This is a genomic window from Actinomadura chokoriensis, assembly GCF_039529475.1.
GTDB classification, from domain to species: Bacteria; Actinomycetota; Actinomycetes; order Streptosporangiales; family Streptosporangiaceae; genus Spirillospora; species Spirillospora bangladeshensis.
This window is the reverse complement of sequence record NZ_BAAAMW010000011.1, coordinates 192,099-217,817: the sequence shown is the minus strand read 5'-3', so window position 1 is coordinate 217,817 and position 25,719 is coordinate 192,099. Positions and strand designations below refer to the sequence as shown.

26 protein-coding genes are annotated in these 25,719 nt (G+C 72.0%); 14 read left to right on the top strand and 12 right to left on the bottom strand.

What is annotated here, in order from left to right; translation table 11 throughout:
• Positions 1-171: 171 nt before the first annotated feature.
• The 3 genes from ABFX46_RS24140 to ABFX46_RS24130 all read right to left on the bottom strand — a co-directional run bounded on the left by ABFX46_RS24140 (position 172) and on the right by ABFX46_RS24130 (position 2,372).
• Positions 172-1,716, bottom strand: a complete 1,545-nt coding sequence (locus ABFX46_RS24140) for a hypothetical protein (RefSeq protein WP_346045401.1) — start codon at positions 1,714-1,716, stop codon at positions 172-174.
• A 66-nt stretch (positions 1,717-1,782) separates the two neighbouring features.
• Complete coding sequence (locus ABFX46_RS24135; RefSeq protein WP_346045400.1) at positions 1,783-1,998, bottom strand: hypothetical protein; 216 nt, start codon at positions 1,996-1,998, stop codon at positions 1,783-1,785.
• Entirely contained in the window at positions 1,980-2,372 is a 393-nt protein-coding gene (locus ABFX46_RS24130; protein ID WP_346045398.1) for an ATP-binding protein, read from the bottom strand. Before ABFX46_RS24130 ends, ABFX46_RS24135 begins: the two co-directional genes overlap by 19 nt.
• A 165-nt stretch (positions 2,373-2,537) precedes the next feature.
• Here ABFX46_RS24130 and ABFX46_RS24125 point away from each other — a divergent pair, with 165 nt between their 5' ends.
• On the top strand, positions 2,538-3,359 hold the full coding sequence (locus tag ABFX46_RS24125) for a helix-turn-helix domain-containing protein (RefSeq protein ID WP_346045396.1): 822 nt from the start codon (positions 2,538-2,540) through the stop codon (positions 3,357-3,359).
• Positions 3,346-3,528, top strand: coding sequence for a DUF397 domain-containing protein (locus tag ABFX46_RS24120; RefSeq protein ID WP_346045394.1), 183 nt, complete (start codon positions 3,346-3,348; stop codon positions 3,526-3,528). The genes ABFX46_RS24125 and ABFX46_RS24120 overlap by 14 nt, the downstream gene beginning before the upstream one ends.
• Before the next feature lie 136 nt (positions 3,529-3,664).
• Here the strand turns inward: ABFX46_RS24120 and ABFX46_RS24115 are convergent, their stop codons facing one another.
• The 4 genes from ABFX46_RS24115 to ABFX46_RS24100 form a co-directional block, all read right to left on the bottom strand.
• Entirely contained in the window at positions 3,665-4,195 is a 531-nt protein-coding gene (locus tag ABFX46_RS24115; protein WP_346045392.1) for a hypothetical protein, read from the bottom strand.
• Between the two features lie 69 nt (positions 4,196-4,264).
• Positions 4,265-5,830, bottom strand: coding sequence for a cellulose binding domain-containing protein (locus tag ABFX46_RS24110; RefSeq protein ID WP_346045390.1), 1,566 nt, complete (start codon positions 5,828-5,830; stop codon positions 4,265-4,267).
• Positions 5,831-6,106: 276 nt separating this feature from the next.
• A complete protein-coding gene (fmdA, locus tag ABFX46_RS24105; protein WP_346045388.1) occupies positions 6,107-7,354 on the bottom strand; it encodes a formamidase in 1,248 nt (415 codons plus the stop codon).
• Between the two features lie 33 nt (positions 7,355-7,387).
• Positions 7,388-7,669, bottom strand: a complete 282-nt coding sequence (locus ABFX46_RS24100) for an FmdB family zinc ribbon protein (RefSeq protein WP_346045386.1) — start codon at positions 7,667-7,669, stop codon at positions 7,388-7,390.
• Between the two features lie 142 nt (positions 7,670-7,811).
• On the opposite strand from ABFX46_RS24100, the gene ABFX46_RS24095 reads away from it, so the two are divergent.
• The 10 genes from ABFX46_RS24095 (at position 7,812) to ABFX46_RS24050 (ending at position 18,406) form a co-directional block, all read left to right on the top strand.
• Complete coding sequence (locus ABFX46_RS24095) at positions 7,812-8,537, top strand: hypothetical protein (RefSeq protein WP_346045385.1); 726 nt, start codon at positions 7,812-7,814, stop codon at positions 8,535-8,537.
• 135 nt (positions 8,538-8,672) lie between these two features.
• On the top strand, positions 8,673-9,032 hold the full coding sequence (locus ABFX46_RS24090; protein WP_346045383.1) for an ArsR/SmtB family transcription factor: 360 nt from the start codon (positions 8,673-8,675) through the stop codon (positions 9,030-9,032).
• 91 nt (positions 9,033-9,123) lie between these two features.
• Positions 9,124-9,609 carry an NADH-quinone oxidoreductase subunit B family protein gene (locus ABFX46_RS24085; protein WP_346045381.1) on the top strand — a complete coding sequence of 162 codons (486 nt, stop codon included), beginning with the start codon at positions 9,124-9,126 and terminating at the stop codon, positions 9,607-9,609.
• On the top strand, positions 9,606-11,621 hold the full coding sequence (locus ABFX46_RS24080) for a proton-conducting transporter transmembrane domain-containing protein (RefSeq protein ID WP_346045379.1): 2,016 nt from the start codon (positions 9,606-9,608) through the stop codon (positions 11,619-11,621). The genes ABFX46_RS24085 and ABFX46_RS24080 overlap by 4 nt, the downstream gene beginning before the upstream one ends.
• Complete coding sequence (locus ABFX46_RS24075; RefSeq protein WP_346045377.1) at positions 11,618-12,562, top strand: respiratory chain complex I subunit 1 family protein; 945 nt, start codon at positions 11,618-11,620, stop codon at positions 12,560-12,562. The genes ABFX46_RS24080 and ABFX46_RS24075 overlap by 4 nt, the downstream gene beginning before the upstream one ends.
• Entirely contained in the window at positions 12,559-13,218 is a 660-nt protein-coding gene (locus tag ABFX46_RS24070) for a hypothetical protein (RefSeq protein WP_346045376.1), read from the top strand. The genes ABFX46_RS24075 and ABFX46_RS24070 overlap by 4 nt, the downstream gene beginning before the upstream one ends.
• Complete coding sequence (locus ABFX46_RS24065; protein WP_346045374.1) at positions 13,218-14,675, top strand: proton-conducting transporter transmembrane domain-containing protein; 1,458 nt, start codon at positions 13,218-13,220, stop codon at positions 14,673-14,675. The genes ABFX46_RS24070 and ABFX46_RS24065 overlap by 1 nt, the downstream gene beginning before the upstream one ends.
• Positions 14,675-16,153 carry a hydrogenase large subunit gene (locus tag ABFX46_RS24060; protein ID WP_346045372.1) on the top strand — a complete coding sequence of 493 codons (1,479 nt, stop codon included), beginning with the start codon at positions 14,675-14,677 and terminating at the stop codon, positions 16,151-16,153. The genes ABFX46_RS24065 and ABFX46_RS24060 overlap by 1 nt, the downstream gene beginning before the upstream one ends.
• 411 nt (positions 16,154-16,564) lie before the next feature.
• The gene (locus ABFX46_RS24055; RefSeq protein ID WP_346045371.1) at positions 16,565-17,683 is read left to right on the top strand and encodes an RNA-guided endonuclease InsQ/TnpB family protein; all 1,119 of its coding nucleotides are present in this window, start codon (positions 16,565-16,567) and stop codon (positions 17,681-17,683) included.
• 150 nt (positions 17,684-17,833) lie between these two features.
• Complete coding sequence (locus ABFX46_RS24050) at positions 17,834-18,406, top strand: YciI family protein (protein ID WP_346045369.1); 573 nt, start codon at positions 17,834-17,836, stop codon at positions 18,404-18,406.
• Positions 18,407-18,410: 4 nt separating this feature from the next.
• Here ABFX46_RS24050 and ABFX46_RS24045 read toward each other — a convergent pair whose 3' ends face one another.
• Both ABFX46_RS24045 and ABFX46_RS24040 read right to left on the bottom strand, forming a co-directional pair.
• The gene (locus tag ABFX46_RS24045; RefSeq protein ID WP_346045368.1) at positions 18,411-18,935 is read right to left on the bottom strand and encodes an NUDIX hydrolase; all 525 of its coding nucleotides are present in this window, start codon (positions 18,933-18,935) and stop codon (positions 18,411-18,413) included.
• A complete protein-coding gene (locus tag ABFX46_RS24040) occupies positions 18,932-19,372 on the bottom strand; it encodes an SRPBCC family protein (RefSeq protein WP_346045366.1) in 441 nt (146 codons plus the stop codon). The genes ABFX46_RS24045 and ABFX46_RS24040 overlap by 4 nt, the downstream gene beginning before the upstream one ends.
• 100 nt (positions 19,373-19,472) lie before the next feature.
• Here ABFX46_RS24040 and ABFX46_RS24035 point away from each other — a divergent pair, with 100 nt between their 5' ends.
• Positions 19,473-20,657, top strand: coding sequence for a cytochrome P450 family protein (locus ABFX46_RS24035; RefSeq protein WP_346045364.1), 1,185 nt, complete (start codon positions 19,473-19,475; stop codon positions 20,655-20,657).
• A gap of 11 nt (positions 20,658-20,668) precedes the next feature.
• Here the strand turns inward: ABFX46_RS24035 and ABFX46_RS24030 are convergent, their stop codons facing one another.
• Positions 20,669-21,982, bottom strand: a complete 1,314-nt coding sequence (locus tag ABFX46_RS24030; RefSeq protein WP_346045363.1) for an SLC13 family permease — start codon at positions 21,980-21,982, stop codon at positions 20,669-20,671.
• Positions 21,982-23,169, bottom strand: coding sequence for a CaiB/BaiF CoA transferase family protein (locus tag ABFX46_RS24025; RefSeq protein WP_346045361.1), 1,188 nt, complete (start codon positions 23,167-23,169; stop codon positions 21,982-21,984). Before ABFX46_RS24025 ends, ABFX46_RS24030 begins: the two co-directional genes overlap by 1 nt.
• 134 nt (positions 23,170-23,303) lie before the next feature.
• Here ABFX46_RS24025 and ABFX46_RS24020 point away from each other — a divergent pair, with 134 nt between their 5' ends.
• Positions 23,304-24,209, top strand: a complete 906-nt coding sequence (locus ABFX46_RS24020; protein ID WP_346045359.1) for a LysR family transcriptional regulator — start codon at positions 23,304-23,306, stop codon at positions 24,207-24,209.
• A 72-nt stretch (positions 24,210-24,281) separates the two neighbouring features.
• On the opposite strand, the gene ABFX46_RS24015 is transcribed toward ABFX46_RS24020, so the two are convergent.
• The gene (locus ABFX46_RS24015; RefSeq protein WP_346045358.1) at positions 24,282-25,670 is read right to left on the bottom strand and encodes a tannase/feruloyl esterase family alpha/beta hydrolase; all 1,389 of its coding nucleotides are present in this window, start codon (positions 25,668-25,670) and stop codon (positions 24,282-24,284) included.
• Between the last annotated feature and the right edge of the window lie 49 nt (positions 25,671-25,719).

Here is a 25,719-nt window from a genome sequence, read left to right as displayed (position 1 = left end):
CAGCGACCGTGACCTGGGCAACCCCCCAGATGTGCCCCCTAGGGCAACCACCCCAGCTTGAGCACCGAACCAGCCCCGACCCGACCAAAAATCAGCATGAAACGCCGTGAAATCCCCTGGAGTTGGGCAAAAGTTGCCAGTCACGCGACGCGGGCGGACGTCGCGCCGGGCTTACGCGGTGAGCGCTTCCAGTTCCCCGAGCCGCCGCGAAAGATCGGCCTCCATGCGGCGCAGTGCACGCCTGGTACCGGTCCAGTCCGGTGAACCGTGGTCGAGAAGTGCCCGAAGAGTGGCGTTGGCGGCGTCCTGGGGGGAGGTCTCCTCTTCTCCGCCCACGAGGTCGTGCCAGTGCGCCGCGGCCGCATCGGCCTTCTCTTCGAACGAACGGTTCATGGGGACGGCGGCGAGCAGACCGGCCACCGCGACCAGTTGACGTGCCCACGCGCGGCCTTCGGCCGTCGCGGCGATGTTCACCGTCCACTCTCCGGTGCCTGCGGGCGTCCTCCTGATGGTCAGGCCCGCCTCGCCCAGCGGGCTGTCCGCGGTCGCCGTCAGGGCCGGATCTTCGGACGCCCACCAGCGCTCAAGGTCCATCTCGGCTTCGCAGCTCGCCTGCGTGAAACCCTCAAGGGCGCCGGCGATCGCAGCACGCGCAACGGTGGGTTTCCGCGCGCTGTCGATCTCGACCCATCCCGTCTGCGCGTCGTCCGGGCTGCTGAACTCCGCGCGGTTCGGCCCGTCCAGCTCCCACGCCACGACGTTCACGTCAAGCGGGTCGGCACTGTCCTCCGGAATGGGAGCGATGCGGTAACGGGCACCCGGCCCGATGTGCTCGCCCTCGAGGAGCCGCACACTGACGTCTCCTTCAGAGCTTCTTATGAGCCCGCCCTCCTCCAAGGGCGCATTCTCGATCGCCCGATGGAGTGCCGTCGTGTACGCCTCGGCCCACTCGCGAGACACGGCCTTGAGCGTTACCCGGTGCTCGAAGTCGAGCCGTTCCCGCAGGCCGTGCTCGACCATGACGGGAACGTCGGCGTTCCACCTGGACACGGCCTCGTCGATCCATTCGTCCAGCATCCGCCGGATGCGGCGCCGCATGACGGCGAGCGCCACGGCCGCGAGCGGGCGCAGAATCCAACGTCCACCGAACCGCGCCGTGGTATCGACGGACCAACGTCCGCCTTCGTCCTTGCCGCGCGCCATCCGTAGACCGACGACGGCGAACGGGTGCTCGACCCGCAGCGAGAGGGGAGAGGTCTTCGGACCGAGCAGGCGCCACCATTCCTCGGCCCGCACCTCGCATTCCCACTTCGCCCGCCGCAACCAGCGAAACGGCTTCGGCCCCTGGTAGCCACCCGTGATGCGGATGCTGTGGAACCGCTGCCCCGACATGCGCAAATCCACGTGCAGATCGACGGTATGGCCCTCCGAACCGGCGGTGACGTCGATCCGCGTCTCCCCGCCCTTGTTCCACGCCGCGACGCTCAGGTCCGCCGTGACCCCCTCGGCCGCCATTTGGTAGCGGGCTCCGGCGGCGAGATGCCGGCCCTCCACCAGCCGCAGGCTGTCGAGGACCTCCCCCTCGAATGCGAAGCCTTCCCCGGTGACGGGTGCCTGCTCGGCCACGTTCATCAGCGCGCGGACGACCTCGTCCAGCAGCTCGCGAGGAAACGGTTCAAGCTGGGCATCACGCTGATAACGGGCCATGTCGCTCATGATCCCTTACCTGCGGTCAAGCGGCCAGCCCGCACCGCGACCCCATCCCGCCGAAATGGCGGGCGGTCAGCGCTCCCGCACGAGGTTCCTTGCGCGCTCGACAGCGGCGGCGTCCGCGGCGCCGATCATGTCCAGCAGCCCATCGAGGTCGGACGCGGACACCGAAACCCGGCGAACAGCATGCCAGACGCCATCGCGGTCGAGTGTGATCGTCCACTCCGGCTGGAAGAGGTGCTGAACCAGTAGCAGCGCGACCGGCTCGTTCAGCGCAGTTTCGCCCACGTGACCTTGCCGCCCTCGTTCAGCGGGCGGACGCCCCACCTGTGGACGATCTCCGCCATCAGCAGGAGCCCCCGCCCCGACGTGGCCGCGTGGTCCTCCGGCCGGGCCTGCGGGCGTCCTTCGCCGGCGTCCCACACCTCCACGACCACCAGGCCGTCGCGCTCGTCACGGAACACTCGCACGACGATCTGCCCCTTCCCGTGCAGGTAGGCGTTGGTGACGAGTTCGCTGACCACGACCCGTCCCATGTAGTCGTCCGAGATCCCCCACTCGGCGAACCGCTCGGCGAGAAACCGCCGCGCCAGCCGAGGCGCCTCAGCGTCGGGCTCAAGGACGAGTGTCGGAGTCTCGGGTGCGTGCGCTGCCGTCGCCATGTGTCTGACCTCCCTGAAAACACCGTCCGAACTCGTGCGTTCACAGACTGGACCGAAAAGGCCACGTTCCGTGTGGGACTCGTGACACTCTGGGATGGCCCTGAACTCGACCGGGGCGCCGTCGAAGCTCGGTGAAGTCCTTGAACTCGGACGCTGGAGGCCGAAATGGTGGTCGACCCGTACAGCCCTCAAGCCATATGGGGACGTGAGCTGCGCCATTACCGCAAGCAAGCCGGGCTGACGCAGGCGGAACTCGCCACCCGGATCAGCTTCTCGGAGTCGCTGATCTCCGGCGCCGAGACGGGGCAGCTCGCCGCCTCCCTGCCGTTCGCGGAGTCGTGCGATCGTGAACTGGAGACCGGCGGAGCGCTTACCCGGACGCTCGACTTCAAGAAGTCCCACCGCCTCCCGACCGGGTTCGCGGAGTACCTGGAGGTCGAGAAGAAGACGTCCATGATCCGCTGGTACGAGGGCCTCTGCATCCCGGGCCTGCTCCAGACACCCGAGTATGCGCGTGAGCTCATACGAGTGGGGCATCCGGGCGACAGCGCTGATGCGATCGAGGCGATCGCCGCGACCCGCATAGAGCGAAAGCAGATCCTTGCCCAGGCGGACGGCCCGACTCTGTGGGTTGTGGTGGACGAGCCCGTCCTACGTCGACCGGTCGGGTCGGCGAAGATCGCCAGAGAACAGCTCGGCTATCTCCTGGAAGCCGCGGAGCACCCGAAGGTTTCACTTCAAGTGGTCCCCTTCGACACGGGAGCGCACGCGGGACTGACGAGTTGCTTCAGTCTCCTGTCTCTCGATGGCGGCAGGCTCGTGGTCTACGCTGAAGATCTATCGGGCGGCCGGTTCATCGAGCGTCCCGAGGACGTGGCCCACTGGGCTACGTGCTACGAGTCGGTCAAATCGGTGGCCTTGCCGGTAAGGCAGTCGGCGGACCTGATCCGCCTGATCATGAAGGAAGATTTCCATGGACCTGAGTAAGGCGACATGGCGAAAGTCGTCGCGCAGTTCGCCGAACGGCGGCAACTGCGTTGAGGTCGCCGGCCTCCCCTCCGGCGTCGGCGTCCGCGACTCGAAGAACCCGGACGGCCCGAAGCTGGTCGTCAGCCGAGGCGAGTTCGCGATGCTGGTGGCCGCGTTGAAGCACTGACACCCCCCGAAACAACGTTCGAGCCTCGGTCCTTATGGATCGAGGCTCTCTGCTTGTCACTGCTGCTGCGGCGCGGCGGCGGACGTCCTTGGCGCAGGCGCGCGAACTGGCGGCGATCGCCGAACCGGCCCGGCGGTCACGGGATGGGGGCGCCGGGTTCGCCGGGGCTGAATCTCGGGAGGGGCTTGTCGCCTAGCAGGCCCAGTGCGTCGGCGAACGATCGCAATGTCGGCGCTATGACTCGCCATGTGTACTGGCGCGTCGACCAGGCGTCGCTCGCGACCACTCTTGGATTAGTCGTGTCGCTGCGATAGTCCAGGGCGATCGCGACGTCATCGCCCGGTATTCGGTTCACGGCGATGAAGAAGGCGCGGTCGGCGTCCAGCCATGGCAGGTCGACTGTGCCTGCGGTACCGCCGCGCTTGACGCGGAAGAGATCCGACAATCCTGGGTCGTCGGCGAACAGTTCGAGCGACTGCGAATTAAAGCGGATGTAGTCAAGGGTCGTGAGAAAGATCAGCGGGTCGGCGAACCAGGGGATGGCCTTGCGCATGGCGTCGTCGCCCGGATGCCGCCATCGTTGCGCGGCCAGTAGTTCGAGGAGGAGGGCCGGAGGCGTCAGGCCGAGGACGCGGGAGTTCTGCGGGGCGTCTTCGCGGCGGTCCATGAACGAAGCGTTGTGGAAAGGGGCGGCCCGCGTCCAGGGAGGGAGGACGCGGGCCGCGGGGAGGGGTGGTTAGAAGCCGGCGGTGATCTTGGTGAACTGCCAGGGCTGCTGGTCGATGCCGCTGCAGTTGGAGGTCACGCCGCCGCCCGCGCAGGGGCGGTCGCGGTTGACCGACCAGAACGCGAGGCGGGCGAGGCCCTTCGAGTTCGCCCAGTCGCGGATCTGCGTCCACGTCTGGGTCGAGGTGAGCTCCTGCTGGTCGGACAGGCCGTTCATGCCGGAGATGCCCATGTGCGAGTAGGCGGTGGCGTCCGACCAGCCGAAGGCCGACTTCAGCTGGTTCTTCAGGCCCTCGGACGCGTTGACGGTGTTGCCGTACATGTCCGAGCCGCCGCCGAAGTCGAACGGCATGATGGTGAAGACGTCCACGTTCGCCTGGAGCGCCGCGGCCTGGGTGATGAGCCGCTGGCCCCAGTAGTTCGGACCGGTGGTGGTGGTGCCGAACGTCAGGATCGTCTGGATGCCGGGGTTCCGCTGCTTGACGATCTTGAGGGCGCCGAGGATGCGGTCCTGGACCGCGGCGTTCTCGAACTCGTCGCTGTTCTCGATGTCGACGTCGATCGCCTTGAGGCCGAACGCGTCGATGACCTGCTGGTAGGCGCCGGCGAGGGCGTCGGCGGAGGAGCAGTTCGGGCCGAGCTTGTTGCCCGACCAGCCGCCGATGGACGGCAGCACGTCACCGCCGGCCGCGCGGATCTGGCTGATCGCCTGCTCGTCCGCGCCGCCCTTGAGCGGACGGTTCCCGTCCCACGCCGGGCTGCACCCGCCGCCGGACAGGATGAACGCCATCGTGAACCACTTGATCCCGGACGCGCTCATGACCGTGGCCGGGTTCGGCGGCTCGCCCCAGCCCATGTAGAGGTAGGGCGCGGCCCGGCGGGTGCCGGTCGGCGGCGTCGTGCAGCCGGTGGTCGTGGCCGACACCGAACCGCTCGCCGCGGACTCGCCGGAGGCGTTGTACGCCTTCACCGTGTAGGTGTGGTTCGAGCACTTGGTCAGGCCGCTGATCGTGGTGCTCGTCCCGGTCACGGTCGCGCGGACGGCCGAGCCCTCGTAGACGCGGTAGCCGGTGGGCCCGCCGGACGAGGCCGACCACGAGAGGGTGAGCGACGTGTCGGTCTTGCCGGTCACGGTCGGGGTGCCGGGCGCCGAGGGTGTGCCGGGTTCGGTGGGGCCGCCCCCGCCGTCGCAGGACGCGCCGTTGAGCAGGCAGCCCTGGGGCGTCCCGGATCCGCCGACGATGAAGCCGAACGAGACGGACGAGCCGGCGGCGACGGTCCCGTTGTAGTTGCGGTTGGTGAACGTGGCGTGCTGCCCGGACGTGGTGAGCAGCGCGTCCCAGTAGGTCCCGACGGAGGAGCCGGACGGGAGGTCGAACTCGACCTTCCACGACGAGATCGCCGAGCCGGTCTCGTTCTTGATCGTGTACTTGCCCTCGTAGCCCGAACCCCAGTCGGACGACTTGGTGAACGTCGCCGTCACGGAGGCCGCGTTGGCCGCGGTGGGGACGAGCAGGGCGAGGACGAGAGAGCAGAGGGCGGTGAAGAGGAAGCCGGGAAGAAGTGTTCTTCGCAAGGTCACTCCCGGGTAGGAGACGTGGATTGAGCGGGAATCCCCCGAACCCCGAGCGGGTCGTGCTGTGCGGTTCCTCAGCGGTGTGGCGGCGGGCGCGGCATGCGATCGGCCTTCTAATAGGAAACTTTCCTATAAATCGACTGAACGGTAACCGGCCTGGAGCGCTCCCGCAACCCCCTGGCGGGTGCCTTCGGGCGGCCGTCTCCCCGGGCCGCTCGACCACCCCAGTTGGCGGCCCGAACCGGTCCCGGGCACCCGCGAAAAAAGAACGCCCCTCTAGGACGTGACGGCGCACTGCCCGCGGTCCGCCCGCTGCGGGCCGCCGGCCGCGGGCCGGACGTCGAAGTCGAAGATCGCGGTCGGCACGTAGAGCGAGCAGCAGGCGTTGGGGACGTCCACGATGCCGCTGACCCGTCCCTCGATCGGCGCCGCGCACAGGATGAGGTACGCCTGCTCGCCCGTGTAACCGAACTTCTGCAGGTACTCGATGGCGTTCAGGCACGCGTTCCGGTAGGCGAGGGTGGCGTCGATGTAATGGTTGGTGTCATTGGCATGGTCGACGGAGATGCCGATGAAGGAGATGTACTCGTCGTAACGCGGTTCGACGTTCCCGGGGATGAAGACGGGGTTCGTCGTGACCCCGTACTTCTCCATTCCGCCCTTGATCAGGTCGAGGTGCAGGTCGATGAAGCCGCCCATCTCGATGGCGCCGCAGAAGGTGATCTCGCCGTCCCCCTGGCTGAAGTGCAGGTCGCCCGTGGACAGCAGCGCGCCCGGGACGAACACCGGCATGAACACCCGTGACCCGCGGCTGAAGTTCTTGATGTCCTGGTTCCCGCCGTTCTCGCGTGGCGGGACGGTGCGGGCGCCCTCGCGTCCGATGCGCTCCAGGTCGGCGCCGGTGAGCGGCCCCGCGAGGACGTCCTGCGGCTCCGGCGGCAGCGCGAGCGGCGGCACCCGGCCGGGATCGGTGTCGATGAGCGCCTGCTCGCGGGCGTTCCAGCGGCCCAGCATGTCAGCGGACGGCGCGGTGCCGAACAGCCCGGGGTGCGTGATGCCGGTGAACCGGACACCGGGAATGTGCCGGGACGTGGCCATCTGGCCGTGGAAGTCCCAGATGGCCTTGCAGGCGTTGGGGAACCGGTCGGTGAGGAACCCGCCGCCGTTGTTCCGGTCGAAGATGCCGGTGTAGCCCCAGCCCTGACCGGCGATGTCCCCGGTCTGCTGGGGGACGGGCCCGATGTCGAGGACGTCCACGATGAGCAGGTCGCCGGGCTCGGCGCCCTCCACCGCGATCGGCCCGCTCAGCATGTGGTTGACGTTGAGGTTGAGGTCCCGGATGTCGTTGGCGGAGTCGTTGTTGCCGACCTGCCCGTCCATCCACTCCCGCGACTCGACGCGGATCTCCGCCCCCGGACGCACGGTCACCGCCGGCGGAATGTCGGGATGCCACCGGTTGTGGCCGGGCACCTGCTGGTCGCGCATGGACTTCGACTGGTCGACGCTGAACACGACATCGGGCATGTCTTCCTCCGGTCTCTGCTGTGTCCGCCCCGGTCAGGGACGGGGAAGCCGCGCGTGCCGAGGGTCGGCGGGCGGTGCGGGCCGGCGCGGGGCGCCGGGAACACGGCCGACCACGCGGGGCTCGTGGGCGCTCGCCTCCTGGGCGCCGAGCGCCCGGGCGAGCGGCCGCGACGTGCGCGCGACGAGCGGCGGGGTGAAGACGCGGGACGCCTCCCCGCCGCAGGACCCGCAGGGCTCCGCGTCCCCGGCCGTGCCGATCGGCCGGACGACGTCGAACGGTCCGCACTCCGCGCAGCGGTACCGGTAGGTGGCCACGGGCATCCTCCTTTTGCTTCCGCTGCGGACCATTCCGCGGAGAGCCGCCGATAAACGAGCGGGGCGGGACGGCGGAATCGGTAAATCGCTGGAAATCTCCGCACACCAGTGGCATGATCGTCTCGGTCTAGAAAAGGACGATATGTCGATCTATTACAGATTTGTCTCCGGCGCCGCGGCGCTGGCGGTCGCCGGCGGCCTGCTCGTCGCGGGCGCCGTTTCCGCGGACGCCGCCGCGCTGCAGTTCCGCATCGAGGTGCCGAAGCGCCTCACCGTGGGCAAGGGCGAATACACCAAGGCCTGCGCCATGGACGTGTGGGTGTGGGGCACCGAAGGGCCCGGGGTCGCCTACTCCAGGGCGTCCGTGACCGGTGCCGACGGTGTGACCTGGCCCGTCTACAAGCGCGTCCTGCCGGGCCAGCAGGTCGGCTGGGGCGTGGGCTGCCCGTCCACCGTGTCCGACCTCGGGAAGTGGCGCGTCCGCGTCGTCGCCTACGACCGGAAGGGCAAGGCGCTCGGCAGCCGCGAAGAGTCCTGGTACGAGAAGTTCGACACGGTCATCAAGAGCTACAACGCCGCGCCGGAGCCGATCCGCAAGGGGCGCACGCTCTCCGTTTCCGGTCGCCTCCTCCGGGTGAACAACCTGGGTACCGGATACACCTCGTACTCGGGCAAGAGGATCGAGGTGTTCTTCCTCGCCAAGGGCGCCAAGTCCTGGACGTACATGGGAGCCACCAAGACGGCGAGGGACGGCCGCTTCCGGAAGGCGTTCACGGCCAAGCGGGACGGCGTCTGGCGCGCCTATTTCCCCGGCACGAGCAACTTCGACAGGCAGAAGTCCTGGGACGACTTCATCGACGTCCGCTGACGGCCCTGCGGCGGCGCCCGGCCGCCGCCGCACGGTCGCGGGCCGGAGTTGCTAACCTTAGCAATTGCTAATGTTGCTACTCCGGCGAGGGAGTACCGGGACGATGCTGCCACGGACGGCGGGCGGGCGGGTGCGGTGAGCACGCCGCTCTACAAGCTGAAGGCGGAGTTCTTCAAGACGCTGGGCCATCCCGCGCGGATCCGCGTGCTGGAGCTGCTGAGCGAGCGCGACCACGCGGTGGCGGAGATGCTGCCGGAGGTGGGCATCGAGCCGGCGCACCTGTCGCAGCAGCTCGCCGTGCTGCGCCGGGCGGGCCTCGTCGTGTCGCGCAAGGAGGGGGCGTCGGTCATCTACTCGCTGACCAGCCCCCGCGTCGCGGAGCTGCTCGCGGTGGCGCGGGAGATCCTGACCGGGGTGCTGTCCGGGCAGGCCGAGCTCCTGGACGAGATGCGGGCGTCCGGGCCGGCGTCCGGGCCGGAGCGCGGGCGCGGCTGACCGCCCCCTCGCCGCACGGGTGGCTTTTCTGCGCTTATAAGTTGCTAAAGTTGGCAATTGCGCATGTCAGTAGCCGACCCCGAGGACCCGCGTGAGAGACCTGTTCCGCAAGATCCGCACGACCGGGCGCGCCGCCGAGGACGCGCCGGAGCCCCCCGAGCGGGCCCTTCCCGAGCGCGCCCGCGACCTCGCCGGATCGGTCCAGGTCCGGCACGTCGACGCGGGCTCCTGCAACGGCTGCGAGGTCGAGATCGCCTCGGCGTTCGGGCCGGTGTACGACGTGGAGCGGTACGGCGTGCGGCTCGTCGCCTCGCCCCGGCACGCGGACGCGCTCCTCGTGACGGGGCCGGTCACGCGCAACATGGAGGTGGCGCTCCGGCGCACCCATGAGGCCGTCCCCGCGCCGAAGGTCGTCGTCGCGCTGGGCGACTGCGCGCGCAACTGCGGCGTCTTCGCCGAGGCGTACGGGGTCGCGGGCGCGGTCGGGGACGTCGTGCCGGTGGACGTCGAGATCCCCGGATGCCCGCCCGCACCCGAGGCGATCGTCGCCGCCCTGCGCGGATTGTCCGGACGATGACGTCCGCCGCGTTCTCCGCCGCCCTCGCCCTGAACCTGGTCGCGGCCCTCGCCGGGCTCGTCCTGCCGCGCCGGGTCCGGCGTCCGGCGGCCGGGGCGCTGACGGCGGCCGGAGGAGCGGCGGCCGTCGCCGCCGGGGTCGCGGCGATGCGCGGCGGTGAGTGGAGCGTCCGGCTGCCGGACCTGCTGCCGCTCGCGGGCGTCCGGCTCGCCCTCGACCCGCTCGGCGGCCTCTTCCTCGCCGTCACCGGGGCGGTGGCGGTGTGCGCCGCCGTCTACGCGGTCGGCTACACCCGGCACGGCGGCCTGGACGGGCGTGTCCCGCAGGTGATGGCGCCGGTCTTCCTGGCGTCGATGCTGCTCGTCCCGGCGGCGGCGAGCGTGAGCACGTTCCTGCTGGCGTGGGAGTTGATGGCGCTCGCGTCGCTGCTGCTGGTCGTGGCCGAGCACCGGAGCCGGGACGAGGTCCGGACGGCGGGCCTCTGGTACGCGGTCATGACGCACGCCGGCCTGGTGGCGATCCTCGCGGGGCTGGCCGGGTTCGCGGCGGCCGCGCACGGCGAGTCGTTCGAGCGGCTCCGCGCGGCGGCGGACGGCCTCCCGGAGTGGGGGCGCGCCGCCGTGTTCCTCACGGTCTTCGCCGGTTTCGCGTCCAAGGCCGGGATCGCCCCGCTGCACGTGTGGCTGCCGCGCGCCCATCCGGAGGCGCCGAGCCACGTGTCGGCGCTGATGAGCGCGGCGATGGTGAACCTCGGCGTGTACGGGATCGTCCGGGTGGGGTTCGACCTGCTCGGCGGCGGGGCGGCCTGGTGGTGGCTGCTCGTCCTCGCGGCGGGCGGCGGATCGGCCCTCTACGGCATCCTCCAGGCGGCCGTGGCCGCCGACCTCAAACGGCTGCTGGCCTATTCGACCTGCGAGAACATGGGCCTGGTCCTGGTCGGCGTGGGGGCGTCCGGGCTGTTCGCGGCGTCGGGTGCGCGGACGCTGGCCGCGTTGGCGCTGACCGCGGCCCTGCTGCACGTCGTCAACCACGCGGGGTTCAAGACGCTGCTCTTCCTCGCGGCGGGATCGGTCCTGCAGGCCACCGGGACCCGCGACCTGGACGCCCTCGGCGGCCTGCGGACCCGGATGCCGGCCACCACGGCGCTCTTCGGGATCGGCGCGCTGATGGCGTCGGCGCTCCCGCTCGGCAACGCGTTCGTCAGCGAATGGCTGCTCTTGCAGAGCCTCGTCCGCGCCCTCCCGTCCGGCGGGACGGCGACGGCGGTCACCATGCCGCTCGCCGTCGCCGCCGTGGCCCTGTCGGCGGGGCTGGCGATCGCCGCGTTCGTGAAGGCGTTCGGCGTCGGGTTCCTGGCGCGGGCGCGGAGTGCCGCGGCCGAGCGGGCCCGGGAGGCGCCGGCGGCGATGCTCGCCGGGATGGCGATGGCCGCCGCGTGCTGCCTCGTCCTGGCGCTCTCGCCCGGGCTCGTCCTGCCCGCGATCGCCCGGCCGGTCGCCGTCGCCGTCCCGGGGCCCGAGGCCGTGACCGGGCCGGTGACCCTGCACCTCGCCGGCACGTCCGGGACCGTGTCGCCCCTGCTCATCGCCGCGTCCCTGCTGGTCGCGGTGGTCGGGCTGCTCGCCGTGCTGCGCGCCGCCGCGACGCGCCGGGCGGCCCGCCGCCGCGCCCGGCTCTGGGACTGCGGCGCCGGCCCCATGTCGCCGCGCATGGAGTACACGGCGACCTCGTTCGCCGAACCCCTGCAGCGCGTCTTCGACAACGTCCTCGCCCCCGAGACCGACCTGGACGTCACCCCCCTGAAGGAGTCGGCCTATCTCGTGGACAGCGTGACCTACCGGACGCGGATCGGCGACCGGGTCGAGCACCGGCTGTACCGGCCGGTCCTCACCGCGGCGGCGCGGCTGGGCGAGGCGGCGCGCGGCCTCGCCAACGGCAGCGTGCACCGCTACGTCGGGTACGGCTTCTACGCCTTCACCGGCCTGCTGATCGCGCTGGCGGTGGTCCGGTGACCGGGATCCTCGGGACGGTCCTGCAGGTCGCCCTCGTCGCGGCGGGCGCGCCGCTGCTGGTCGGGCTGATGCGGCAGATCCGCGCCAGGGCGGAGGGACGGGCCGGCGCCGGCGTCCTGCAGCCCTGGCGCGACCTGCGCAAGCTTCTCCGCAAGGAGCCGATCGCCCCGCACGGGACCGGGCCGCTGTTCCGGACGGCGCCGCTCGTCCTCGCGGGCACGACGCTCGTGATCGCGGCCGCGGTCCCGATCGTCACGACGCGCTCGCCGCTGGACGGCGCCGCCGACCTGTTCGCCGTGACCGCGCTGCTCGCGCTCGGCACCGTCGCGCTCGCGCTCGCCGGCATCGACACCGGAACGGCGTTCGGCGGCATGGGCGCGAGCCGCGAGATGGTCGTGCTCGCGCTGGTCGAGCCGACCATCCTGCTGTCGACGTTCGCGCTGTCGGTGCGGGTCGGCTCCACGAACCTCGGCGCGATCGTCGGGTCCACGCTGGACGACCCGCAGCAGGCCGTGTTCCCCGCGAGCCTGCTCGCCCTCGTCGCCCTCGTGATCGTCGTCATCGCCGAGGCGGGCCGCATGCCGGTGGACAACCCGTCCACGCACCTGGAGCTGACGATGATCCACGAGGCGATGGTGCTGGAGTACGCGGGGCCCGACCTCGCGCTGGTCGAGTGGGCGTCGGCGATGCGGCTGACGGTGCTGCTCGCCCTGCTGTCCAACCTGTTCGTCCCGTGGGGCATCGCCGGGGACTCGCTCGCCATGCTGCCGGTCGCCGTCGCGGCGATCGCCGCCAAGGTCGCGGTCGCCGGCGGCGCGCTGGCCGCCGGCGAGGTCTTCATGGCGAAGCTCCGCATGTTCCGGGTGCCGGAGCTGCTCGCCGGCTCGTTCGTGCTGGCGCTGTTCGCGGTCGCCTCCTCCTTCTTCCTGGTGGCGCCGTGAACGACGCCCTCTACGTCCAGCTGCTCGACGCGGCCTGCGGCGCCTTCCTGCTCACGGGCGTGCTGGTGCTGTGGCGCCGCGACCTCGCCGCGATCGTGCGGCTGTTCGCGCTGCAGGGCGCGGCGCTCGCGCTGCTCATCGCGGTCCTCGGCGTCCACGAGGAGGACGCCGAGGTCGTCGTGCTGGCCGCCGGGATCGGGGTGCTGCGCGTGCTGGTCCTGCCGTGGCTGCTGCGCCGCGCCATGGCCGGGGGCGGGCCGGGCCGGGAGACGCAGCCGCTGGTCAACGTGGCGGCCTCGCTCACGGTCGCGGCGCTGCTCGGGCTGCTCGCCTACGCGGTCACCCGCCCGATCGTCCGGCTCGACCCCTCGCCCGCGACCCACGCCGTCCCGATCGCGCTGACCGTGGTGCTCATCGGGCTGTTCGTGCTGGTGACGCGGCGCCGGGCCCTGTCCCAGATCGTCGGGTTCCTGCTGATGGACAACGGCATCACCGCGGTGGCGTTCCTGACCACGTCCGGGGTGCCGCTCATCGTGGAGCTGGGCGTCTCCCTCGACGTGCTGCTCGCGGTGCTGGTGCTGCAGGTGCTCACCGCGCGGATGCGGGACGCCTTCGGCGACACCGACCTGGACGACCTGCGGGAGTTGCGCGACTGATGAGCCTGCTGCTGACCGCCCCGATCGGGCTGCCGCTCCTGGCCTCGGCCGCCCACGCCGTGCTCGGCCGGTGGCGCGGGACGTCCTGGCTGGGCGCCGCGGCCGCCGCCGGGGTGCTCGCGTCCGGGATCGCGCTGGCCGCCGCCGGCCCCCGCACCGGGCTGGACGGACTGCTGCGCGCCGACGCGCTCAGCGCGTTCATGGTCATCGTGATCGGCGCGGTGGCGCTGCCGGCGATGCTCGCGAGCCCCGCGTACCTGGCCGCCGAGGACGCCTCCGCCCGCGACCGGCGCCGCTACGGCGTCCTCACCCAGGCGTTCGTCGCCGCGATGGCCCTCGCCGTGCTGGCCGCGAGCCTCGGGACGCTGTGGGTCGCGATCGAGGCCACCACGATCGTCACCGCGTTCCTCGTCGGGCACCGCCGCACCCGCAACGCGACCGAGGCCGCCTGGAAGTACGTCGTGATCTGCTCGGCCGGGATCGCGCTGGCGTTCCTCGGCGTCACGCTGCTGCACTTCGCCGCCCAGCACGCCCACGTCCCCTCGTCCGGCTCCCTGGACTGGGCGGAGCTCGCCGCCCACGCCGGGCGCCTCGACCCGGACGTCACCCGCATCGCCGTCGCCCTGCTCGTCGTGGGGTTCGGCGCGAAGGCCGGGCTCGCGCCGCTGCACGCCTGGCTGCCGGACGCCCACAGCCAGGCCCCGGCGCCGGTGTCCGCGCTCATGTCCGGGGTGCTGCTGTCGGTCGCGTTCTACGCCGTGCTGCGCGTCAAGGTGATCGCGGACGCGGCGCTCGGCGCCGGGTTCGTCCGGGCGCTGCTGCTGGTGATCGCGCTGGCGTCGCTCGCGCTCGCGGCGGCGCTGCTGCTCGGCCAGCGCGACTACAAGCGGATGCTCGCCTACTCCAGCATCGAGCACATGGGCCTGCTCGCGCTCGGCGCCGCGATCGGGACGAGGCTCGCGATGGCCGCCGTCCTGCTGCACGTGCTCGGGCACGGGCTCGCCAAGTCGGCCGCGTTCCTCGCTGCCGGGCACGTCCAGCAGGCCGCCGGGACCAGCCGGATCGGCGCCGTGCGCGGCTTCGCGGCCCGGTCGCCGCTGGTCGGCGGGGCGTTCGGGGCCGCCGTGCTCGCGCTCCTCGGCTTCCCGCCGTTCAGCCTGTTCGCCAGCGAGATCGCCGTCTTCCGCGCCGGGTTCGCCGCCGGGCTCGGCTGGGCCGTCGCCGCAGCGCTCGTCCTGCTGCTCGTCGCCACCGCCGCCGTCGCCGCCGGGACGGCCCGGATGCTGCTCGGCGGGCCGCGCACCGGGCCCGGCGCCGCGACCTTCCCGTCCCGCCCGCCGCTGGGCGCGGCGGCCGGGCTGCTGCTCGGGCTGTCGGCGTGCGCCGCGCTGGGCGTCTCGCTGTGGCCCCTCCACACGCTCCTGCTCGATGCCGCCGCCGTTCTCGGAGCACCCTGATGACCACCGTGATCGACATCGACGCCGCCCGCCTGCCCGAGCGCGCCGCCGGGCTGCTCCGGGACGGGCACCGCCTCGCCCTGGCCGCCGCCCACGAGGACCCGGCCGGGCCCCGCGTCGTCTACCTGTTCACCGCGCCCGGCCCGGACCGCCGCACCGAACTGCACGTCCGGCTCGACCGGGACGCCCCGCACGTGCCGAGCCTGGCCGCGCTGAGCTTCCCCGCCGGGCGGTTCGAACGCGAGATGCGCGACCTGTACGGGATCGTCCCGGACGGGCATCCGCTGCCGCGCCGGCTCGTCCGGCACCACCACTGGCCGCGCGGCTGGTACCCGATGCGCGCCGACGCCGGGGCGCCGCCGCCGTTCGGCGACCCCGAGGGCCCCTACCCGTTCGTCCAGGTCGACGGGCCCGGCGTGTACGAGATCCCGGTCGGGCCGGTGCACGCGGGCATGATCGAACCGGGGCACTTCCGGTTCTCGGTCGTCGGGGAGAGCATCCTCAAGCTGAAGGCGCGGCTCTGGTTCGTCCACAAGGGCCTGGAGAAGCTGGTCGAGGGACGCCTGCCGCTCGACGCGCTCCCGGTGGCCGAACGCGTCAGCGGAGACACCACCGTCGGCCACGCCCTCGCCTACTGCCTGGCCGTCGAGGACGCCGCCGGGTGCGTCGTGTCGCCCGGCGCGCAGCGGATGCGGGCCGTCCTCCTCGAACTCGAACGCCTCTACAACCACGTCACCGACCTCGGCGCGCTCTGCAACGACGTCGGGCACTCCGTGCTCAACGCCCAGTTCGGCCGCATCCGCGAGCAGCTCCTGCGCCTCAACGCGGGCGTCACCGGCCACCGGCTGCTGCGCGGCGGCGTCCTCCTCGGCGGCGCCGTCCTGCGCACGCTGCCCGACCCGGCCTCGCTCACGGCGATCGGCGCCGGCATCACCGAACTCGCCGACCTCGCCCTCGGCCACACCGTCATCGCCGACCGCTTCACCGGCACCGCGCCGCTCACCGCCGAGGCCGCCCGCGACCTCGGCGTCCTCGGCCCGGTCGCCCGCGCCAGCGGCCTGGACGCCGACGCCCGCCGCGACCACCCGTTCACCGACCTGCGACCGGCCCTGACCGTCCCCACCGCGACGACCGGCGACGTGCTGGCGCGGTTCCAGATCCGCGTCCGCGAGACGGCCGCGTCCATCGAGATCATCCGCGATCTGACCTACGCGATGAACCCGGGCCTGGTCACCGCCTGGCCTCCGACCGCCCCCACCGCCCCGACGTCCGGCACCGGCATCGTCGAAGGCTGGCGCGGCGCCATCGTGCACCGCGTCGAGCTCGCTCCGGACGGCACGCTGACCCGCCTGAAGATCGCCGACCCGTCGTTCTTCAACTGGCCGGCCCTCCCGGTGGCCCTGACCGGCACGATCGTCCCCGACTTCCCGCTCGTCAACAAGAGCTTCAATCTCTCCTACGCGGGCAACGACCTGTAACGAAACTGGGGACCCTAGCCGCCGCGTGGTTGCAGCCCCGGCCGGTGGTCTTGCCAGTCGGGGTGGGTGGGTGTTCAGGCTGCGGGTTGTCGGGGTGGTGGGGTGATCGGGGTGAGGGTCACGTCGTAGCCAAGGCGGCGCAGGGCGTTGGTGTACCGGTTGGCCTGTCGGGCCGGGTCGGTTGTGCTGTCGGCGGTTTGGCGAATCCGGCGGGCGGAGACTCCTTGAGGCTGTCACCGCACACCGCCCGCATGATCTCTTCCAGGCGCTTCGGGCGTTTCAGGCGTTCCGGGGTCCGGCCCTGGTCACGAAGATCCAAGTGCGCGTGCGGCATGGACGTGCGGCATGAAAACGCGGTGCCTGCCCGTCCATGAACCCGACACTAGCTTAAAGTGTTGATAATATTACGGAATGCAGTTGCGGTATGCGTTCCGCCTCTACCCCACCGCCGGGCAGCGCCAGGCCCTGGCGCGGGCGTTCGGCTGCGCCCGCGTGGTCTACAACGACGCCTTGCGGGCGCGGGAGGACGCCCGTGCGGCCGGGCTGCCCTACATCAGGGCGGCCGAGTTGTCGGCGGCGATGACGGCGGCGAAGAAGACCCCGCAGCGCGGCTGGCTGGGTGAGGTGTCGTCGGTGGTGCTGCAGCAGTCGCTGCGGGACCTGGAGACCGCCTACCGGGCGTTCTTCGACGGCCTGGCCGGCAAACGCCCCCGGATGGGGCCGCCGAGGTTCAAGTCCCGCAAGGACGCTCGGCAGTCGATCCGGTTCACCGCCAACGCCCGCTGGAAGATCACCGAAGGCGGCGGACTCGCGCTGCCCAAGGTCGGTGACGTCGCGGTGCGGTGGTCGCGGCGGCTGCCGTCGGTGCCGTCGTCGGTGACGGTGATCAAGGACGCCGCCGGTCGGTACTTCGCCTCGTTCGTCGTGGAGACCGCCGACGTGCAAGGCCCGCCCGGCACGACGGCCGAGGTCGGGATCGACCTGGGATTGGAGCACTTCGCCGTGCTGTCGGACGGCCGCAAGATCGCCTCCCCCCGGTTACTGCGCCGTGCCGAGAAGAAGCTGCGCAAGGCCCAGCAGGCGCTGTCGCGCAAGCGGAAGGGATCGGCCAACCGGGCCAAGGCACGCCTGGACGTCGCCCGCGCGCACGCCAAGGTCGCCGATGCGCGCCGCGAGTTCCAACATCGGCTCTCCACCGAATTAGTCCGCGATAACCAAGCGGTCTATGTGGAGACGCTGTGTGTGAAGGGGCTGGCGCGGACCCGGCTGGCCACGTCGGTGCACGACGCGGGCTGGTCGGCGTTCGTGACCATGCTGGAGTACAAGGCGGCCCGGTACGGGCGGGTGTTCGCGCGGGTCGACCGGTCGTTCGCGTCCTCGCAGATCTGCTCGCACTGCGGGCACCGCGACGGCCCCAAACCCCTGCACGTCCGCCACTGGACGTGCGGGCGGTGCGCGGCGGTGCACGACCGGGACGTCAACGCCGCCCGCAACATTCTGGACGAGGGGCGCCGTATCGCCCCCGGGTGATGCTCTGCTGGTCGCCGCTGGACGGAAACCCCCGGGCGCCCGGGGGAGGCGGAGACCTTAAACGCCTGATGGAGGGCAGGTAAGACCCCAGCTCGCTGGGGCACGGCCCGTTGAAGCAGGAAGCCACGGAAGTGACCGCACCGGCAAGAGGTGCGGCACAGGCCGAATCCCCGGTCTTCAGGCCGGGGAGCGCGTCAACACCGCGACCGGCCCGGCTCCCTGCCGCTCCGCCAACAACTGGGCGAGGAGCACTGGTCCTACATGGACCGCTTCGACGCGCGGCTGATCGCCCGCGGCCCGACGTTCGACGGCGACACCGTCTCCGGCAGCCTGCACATCGCCGACCTGCCGGACCCCGCCGCCGCCCGCGCGTTCGCCTTCGACGAGCCCAACTACCAGGCCGGCGTGTACCGGGACGTCCTGCTGCGCCGCTGGCGCAACGCGCTGGGCCGCACCATGTGGGACTTCCCCGGCGGCCGGACCGGCGGCGACCGGTGGCTCGTCCTCGGCCTCGGCTCGGGCGAGCCCGCCGACCTCGCCGTCCCGCCCCGCGAGGACGACCTCATCGCCTACGGGCCGCTGCTGTCCGACGACGGCACCGCCTGGCTCGGCACGGCGGCCCTGCTCCGCGCCCCCGACCCCCGCTCGGCCCGCGCCCTGCTGACCGAGGACCGCTACGCCGCCGTCGAAGTCCACTCCTGGGAGTTCGGCGGCCGCCGATAGCCCCTCAGTGGTGCCAGGGCAGGCGGACGGGTTCGGCCGGGACGGTGCCGGAGAGCAGGTCGGTGAGCAGTTCCGCCAGCTTGAGCGGGTAGACCGGCTCTCCGGCGCGCGCCAGCTCGTCGAGCGTCCACCAGCGGTGGGCGCCGACGTGCTCGCGTTCGATGGGGGTGAAGCCCGTGGTGTCGATGTCGTAGGCGGCCGTGCGGACCAGGAAGAAGTCGTCCCGGAACAGGCCCTTGGCCCAGCCGAGGTCGGCGTGGCCGAAGGTCAGGGCGACCTGCGGGCCGAGGTCGCCGGGGGAGACGACCAGCCCGGTCTCCTCGCGCAGCTCGCGGGCCGCCGCCGCGCGCACGGTCTCGCCGTCCTCGACGCCGCCGCCCGGCGTGATCCAGCAGTAGCCCGATCCGGGCTTGGGGCTGAGCGGCCAGCGGAACAGCAGGACGCGCTCGGCGTCGTCGACCAGCAGCACCCGGGCGGTCCGCCTCCGAAAGCCCTCTGCGGGGACCGGGCCGTCCTCGACGGCGGTCATGCGGCCAGTTCGGAGTCCAGTTTCGCCAGCTGCGCGTCGTAGATGCGCCGCAGCCCCTTGGGGGCGAAGGTGCGCTCGAAGAAGCCGCCGATGCCGCCCGCCCCGTCCCACGTCGTCCGGACCTGGACCCGGGCGCCTTCACCGGCGGGGGAGACCGTCCAGGTGGTGACCATGGATGAGTTGGCGTCCCGCTCCACCAGCCGGTCGCTGCCCGGCGCGCTCACGGTGAACAGGCAGTCGCGCACCCGCTTGCTGGTGGCCGCCAGCTTCCAGTGCACGACCGTGCCCTCGCCCTGGCCGCCCTCGCGCACCTCGTACTCGCTGAAATGCTCGGTCAGCATGCGCGACCGCACGCCCGTGTAATCGCCGAGTGCCGCGAGCACCCGTTCCGGGCTCGCACTGAGCGTCTTCTCCGCGGTGACCACGACCTGTCCCATGCCGCCCATCTTCCCACCGCAGTGATCAGAAACCGCGCGGGGCACGCCTTTACAATCGTGCGATCGGCCACCCGGGCGGGTAGCCGGGAGGGACGGCCCGATGCTGCCGCTGGAATTCCTGTTCAGCCGCACGTTCAGCGAGGACCCCCATACCGCGTACGCCGAACTGCGCGAGCAGGGCCCGGTCCACCCGATCGACTTCCCGCGCGGAGCCACGGCCTTCCTGGTGGTCGACCACGAGCACGGCCGCGCGGCGCTGAGCGACCCGCGCCTGTCCAAGGACGTCGCGCACAGCTCCGTGCCCGTCGACGGCGAGCAGTTCTTCGCCGGGACGATGCTCGCCATGGACCCGCCCGGCCACACCCGGTTGCGCGGGCTGATGGCCAAGGCGTTCACCGCCGCCCGGGTCGAGAAGCTGCGCCCCCGCGTCCAGGAGATCACCGACGCGCTGCTGGACGGCATCGCGGCCCGCGGCGAGGCCGACCTGATCGAGGACCTCGCCGTCCCGCTCCCGGTCCAGGTCATCTGCGAGCTGCTCGGCGTCCCGGCGTCGGACCGGGCCCGGTTCCGCGCCTGGACGGCGGTGCTGACCGTCCCCGCGCTCACCGCCGAGGCCCGCACCCGCCGCCGCGACGCCGCCCGCGAGTTCAACGCCCACCTGATCAAGATCATCGCCGAACGCCGGGCCCGTCCCGAGGACGACCTGATCAGCGCCCTGATCGCCGCGCGGGACGGCGACGCCGCCCTCACCGAGCCCGAACTCCTGAACGGCATCGTGCTGCTCCTCATCGCCGGCCACGAGACCACGGTCAACCTCATCGGCAACGGCGTCCTCGCCCTCCTCCAGGCCCCCGGCCAGTGCGAACTATTGCGAACGCGCCCCGACCTGCTGCCGTCCGCCGTCGAAGAACTGCTCCGCTACGACGGCCCGGTGGAACGGGCGAGCCAGCGCATCGCCCTGACGGACATGGAGATCGCCGGAACCCCGATCCCCAAGGGCGCCTGGGTGCACGTCGCGCTCGCCGCCGCCGACCGCGACCCCGCAGCGTTCGACGACCCCGGCCGCCTGGACGTGACCCGCGCCCCCAGACGCCACGTCGCCTTCGGCCACGGCCTGCACTTCTGCCTCGGCGCACCGCTGGCCCGCCTGGAGGGCCAGATCGCCATCGGAAGCCTGCTGACACGCTTCCCCGACCTGGCCCTCGCCGTTCCGCCCGCCGACCTGCGCCACCACCGCACCGGCTCCATCGTCCGCGGCCTCACCACCCTCCCCATCCGCGTCTGAGCCCGGCGGCCTCACCACCAGCCGAAGGCGAGCCAGGTCAGGAAGGGGGCTACGGGGATTGAGACCAGGCCGTAGGTGAGGAGTTGGCGGAACAGGCGGGGGCGGGCTGAGGGCTCGGCGGCGCCCAGGATCAGGCCGCCGGTGATGCCCAGCGGGTTGATGTCCACCAGGACGGAGGCCAGGGCCAGGGCCAGTACGCCGCCGACTGGGGAGACGCCGTCGGCGACCAGTGGGGGCAGCAGCGGCATTGTGGTCACGAAGACCGCGATGGAGCTGGCGGCGAAGGACGTCACGCCGGCGATGTAGCAGAGCACCAGGAGGCTGAGCAGGGGTGAGCCTTCGATGCTGAGCAGGTCGCTGATCTTCTTGAAGGCGCCCAGGTGCTGCATCAGGCCCACGTAGGTCAGCAGGCCGCCGATCAGCAGGACGACGTTCCACGGGATCCGGGAGATGATGTCGCCGGACGGCAGCCGGAGCACCAGTTGCAGGATCAGCGCGGCGGTGAGGCCGAGGTAGCCCACGTTCATGTCGAAGCCGACGGAGAGGACGACGACCGCGAGCAGGGCGGTGATCGTGAGGACGCGCGCCCGGAGTCGTTCGTGCGTTCCCGCCGGTGCCGTGGAGACGAGCGTCGCCGTGCCGCCGGTGGACGTCGCGACGGAGGCGGCTCCCGGGGGCTCCGGGGCGGGGCCGTCCGGGGCGCCGGTGATTCGGCCGGGTGGGATGGCGCCGGTGCGGGTGCCGACGGTCAGCAGGGCCGCGCATATGACCAGGCCGGTGGCCAGGCCGCCCAGGAGGAAGGTCACCGGGGCCGAGCCGGGCAGGGCGATGCCCTGCTTCTCGCTCATCTCGCGGGCGGTGACGCCGTAGACGGCGAGGGGGGAGAGCAGGCCGCCGATGATCCCGGTGATGCCGAGGACGGCGGCGATCAGCGGCGAGATGCGGTACCGGGCGGCGAAGCCCAGCGCGATCGGGGAGACGATGGCGGTCGCGGCGGCGGGCAGGGTGCCGACGGCGGTGAGCACGGCGCCGATCACGAACGGGACGAGCACGATCAGCACCAGCCGGCCGCGGACGAGCCGCAGCAGCAGGTCGAGCAGCCAGTCGAGGGTGCCGTTGAGGTGCGCGACGGCGAACAGGGCCGTCACGCCGACGATCAGCACGAAGAAGTCGGCGGGGAAGAAGCCCGTCACGTCGTCGGTGGCCACGCCGGCGGCGAGGGCGAGGAGGAACGCGGCGGCGAGGGCGCCGAGCCCGAGGTCGAACGCGGGGATCAGGGTCGCCGCGAACAGGGCGACCAGGATGATGATGGAAAGGGCTGCCATTAGACCACTCCTCGGTGGCGTAGCTCCTTGATCTCGGGGTCGGTGAGCCCGGCGAGGTCGCGCAGTACGTCGGCGGTGTGCTCGCCGAGGGCCGGGGCGGCGCCGCCGATCACGGCGTCGAAGCCGGAGAAGCGGCCGGCGGGGGCCTGCATCAGCCGCCGGCGGCCGGTCCCCTCGTCCACCACCTCCACCACCGATCCGCGGGCCCGGATGTGCGGGTCGGCGCAGATGTCGGCGGCCGAGTTCACTGGCCCGGCCGCCACGCCGGCGTCGAGCAGCAGCGCCATCAGCGGTTCGAGGTCGTGGGACGCGACGAAGGCGGCGACGCGGGCCTCGATCTCCTCGCGGTGCTCCAGCCGGGCCGTCATGGTGTCGTGGACGGCGAGGTCCGCGGCGTCCATGACCGCGACCAGGCGGCGCCACATCTGCTCGGTGGAGGCGGGCAGCGCCAGCCAGCGGCCGTCGCGGGTGCGGTAGAGGCTGTTCGGGCTGATGTGGGGGTTCTGGTTGCCCTGGCGTTCGCGGCTCTCGCCGGTCGCGCCGTACTCGACGACGAAGTCCTCCATCATCCGCAGCAGCGGTTCGTAGAGGGGGATGTCGGCGAGCTGGGCCTCGCCGGTGCGGTCCCGCTGGCGCAGCGCGAGCATGGCCGCGAACGCGGCGTAGATGCCGGTGACGCCGTCGGCCACCGGGTAGCCGGCGAAGACGGGCGGCCGCTCCGGGTCGCCGGTGCGGTAGGTCAGGCCCGCGAACGCCTCCGCGACGCGGGCGAAGCCGGGGCGGTCGGCGTAGGGGCCGGTGCGTCCGAACGCGCTCACGTGGACCATCACCAGGTCCGGCCGGTAGGCCCGCAGGTCGTCGAAGTCGATGCGGAAGCGGCGCAGCGTCGCCGGGCGGAAGTTCGTCACGACGATGTCGGCGGCGGCGGCCAGCCGGCCGACCAGTCCGGCCGCCTCCGGGTGGTGCAGGTCGACCGTGGCGCTGCGCTTGGCGCGGGCCAGCATCGTCCAGGTGACCGACTCGCCGCCGTCCAGCGGCGGGTAGCGGCGCGCCGGGTCGCCCTCGGCCGGATGCTCGATCTTGATGACCTCGGCGCCGAACTCGCCGAGCAGCGAGGACGCCAGGGGACCGGCCAAGATCGTCGAGACGTCCAGGACGCGCACTCCGCTCAGCGGACCGTCGGGCACCGGGGATTCCTTTCACAGGCGATGGTCGGTCGGGCCGGGGGAACCGGCCTACGGAACGATGCACCGTCCATGGCCTGCCAGGGAAGACGCGGGTGGCGTTCACCGGTGAAAGGTTTTTCCTTTATGGTTGGCCGGTGCGTGTGGAGCGGGCGCGGTACTTCCTGGCCGCCGTCGAGACCGGGTCGCTGCGCGCGGCGGCCGGGCGGTGCGGCGTCAGCCAGCCGACGATCGGGCAGCAGATCGCACTGCTGGAGGAGGAGCTCGACGTCGTCGGGCTCACCCGCAGCAGGCACGGCGTGCGGCCGACGCCGGCAGGCCAGGCGCTGATCGAGCCGCTGCAGCGGCTGGTCGCGGCGGAGGACGCGGTGCGCGAGTCGGCGATGGAGTCGAGCGGCGCCTACCGGGGGCGGGTCCAGATCGGCGGGGTCTCGGTGACCGCGGAGACGATCATTGCGCCGGTCGTGGGACGGCTGCGCGAGCGGCATCCGGGGCTGCGGTTCACCGTCCGCGAGGGCGCCTCGTCCGCCATCGAGGACGCCGTGCTCGACGGCGCGCTCGACTTCGGGGTCGTCACGATGCCGGAGCGCCCGGCCGCGCCCGAGCTGCGCCGGACCCCGCTCGTGTCGGCCCCGCTCGGGATCTGCGTGCGCACCGACCATCCGCTGGCGGGACGCGACGGCGTCCACTGGCGCGATCTCGAGACGTGGCCCATCGTCACCATGCGGGCGGGCACGGTCCTGTGGGAGGCGCTGCACCGGTACGTCCCCGAACCGGACGTCGTCGTCCAGGCCATGTCGGCGCGCACGGTGAAGGTGATGGTGGCGCAGGGCGCCGGGCTCGGCGTGCTCGCCCGGTTCGAGACCTCGGCCGACATCACCGACCTGGTCTGGCTGCCGCTGCGGGACGCGCCCTCCGTCCACCTGTGCCTGACGCAGCGGCGGGAGGGGCGGCCTTCGCGGTCCGCGGTCATCGTCCAGCGGCTCATCCGGGCGAAGGCGGAGGAACTGGCCGGACGGGACCGGCGGGACCGGGTCCCCTGACGGGCCACCGGGAAGCCGGTGAGTGGGTGGCGGCCCGCCAGGGGGGCTCAGGGGCCGGGCGCGGCGCTCCGGTCAGCCGATGGAGCAGGTGTTGACCACGTCGCCGGCGGTCTGGCGCGGGACGGTGGCGCTGGGCGGGGGCGCCTGGCCGCCGCGCGGGGCGGTCCAGCGTTCGAGGTCGTCGAACGCCGTCCGCATGCAGGGCAGCAGCGGCCGCATCCGGTCGGGGAACATGTCGTATTCGAGGTCGAGGTGGGACGCGCCCTCGATCCGGTAGTAGCGGTGCATGCTCCCCCTGCCCTGCTCCCGGATCTTCCGGTCGTAGGCGTCGCCGTGCACCTTGATCGGCAGGAGGGTGTCCAGCGTCCCCTGCACGGTGATCATCGGCTTGCCGATGCGACCCGTCATGCCCAGCCGCTTCACCGTCCGGTGGACGCTCTTCGGGCGCGCGTAGAAGTTGTAATCGGTGTCGCAGTTGGGCGTCCCGCTCTCGCAGTACGGGATGCCCGCCTCCAGATCGCCGTCGTAGGTCGGGTCGACCTCCTCACGGTAGATGCGCTGCGTGTTGTCCCACAGGACGGTGTAGTTGAAGTCCCAGAGGAACTCCGAGCCGGGAGCGAAGCCCGCCTTGAGCATCGCGGCGTGCGCCTTCGGGTCGCCGGTCGCCGCGTACTCGGGGTAGTTCCGCAGCGCGACGGGCAGGTAGACGAGCGCGTTGTTCGCGTCGTCTTGCGGCCAGTACGTGCCTTCGGCGTCGATGCCGCCGTCGTACAGCTCGGGGTGGTTCTCCAGGGCCCAGCGCACGAGCTGGCCGCCGTTGGAGATGCCGGCCGCGTACGTCCTGCGCAGCGGCTTGCGGTAGTGGCGGGCGACCGTGACCTTGGCGGCGACGGTGAGCTGGGTCATCCGGCGGTACCACTCGGCGATGGCGTCGCCGGGGCGCGTGCCGTCCTTGTAGAACGTGTTGCCGCTGTTGCCCTTGTCGGTCGAGGCGAACGCGTACCCCTTCGCCAGCACCCAGTCGGAGATGGTGAAGTCGTTGGCGTACTGCAGGCGCGTCCCCGGTGCCCCGGACACCACCAGGCCGCCGTTCCAGTTCTCCGGGAGCCGGATCACGAACTGGGAGTCGTGGTTCCAGCCGTGGGTGGTGTTGAACGTCGACGTGTCGTGGAAGTAGCCGTCGATCTGGATGCCCGGCACCCCGCTCGGGTTCCGGGTGGCGGCGGCGTTCAGCCCCGCCCACTGGGCCTGGACGGTGTGGCCGGACGCGACCGTGCCGGCGGTGGTCAGGTCGTCCAGGCAGGCGGCGACCTGGCGTTCCGCTCCGGGGACGCGGACCGTGTCCATGCGGGCGCAGCGGCCGTCCGCCTGCGCGGACGCGCCGGTCACCGCGACGAGGGGGGCCGCCAGCAGCGACCCCAGCAGTATCGAGAGGACGGAGGATCTGCGGAGAAAGGGCATGTGCGGCCTCCGGGGGTGGGGACGGGGCTCGTCGGTCCGCCCCGCGCGA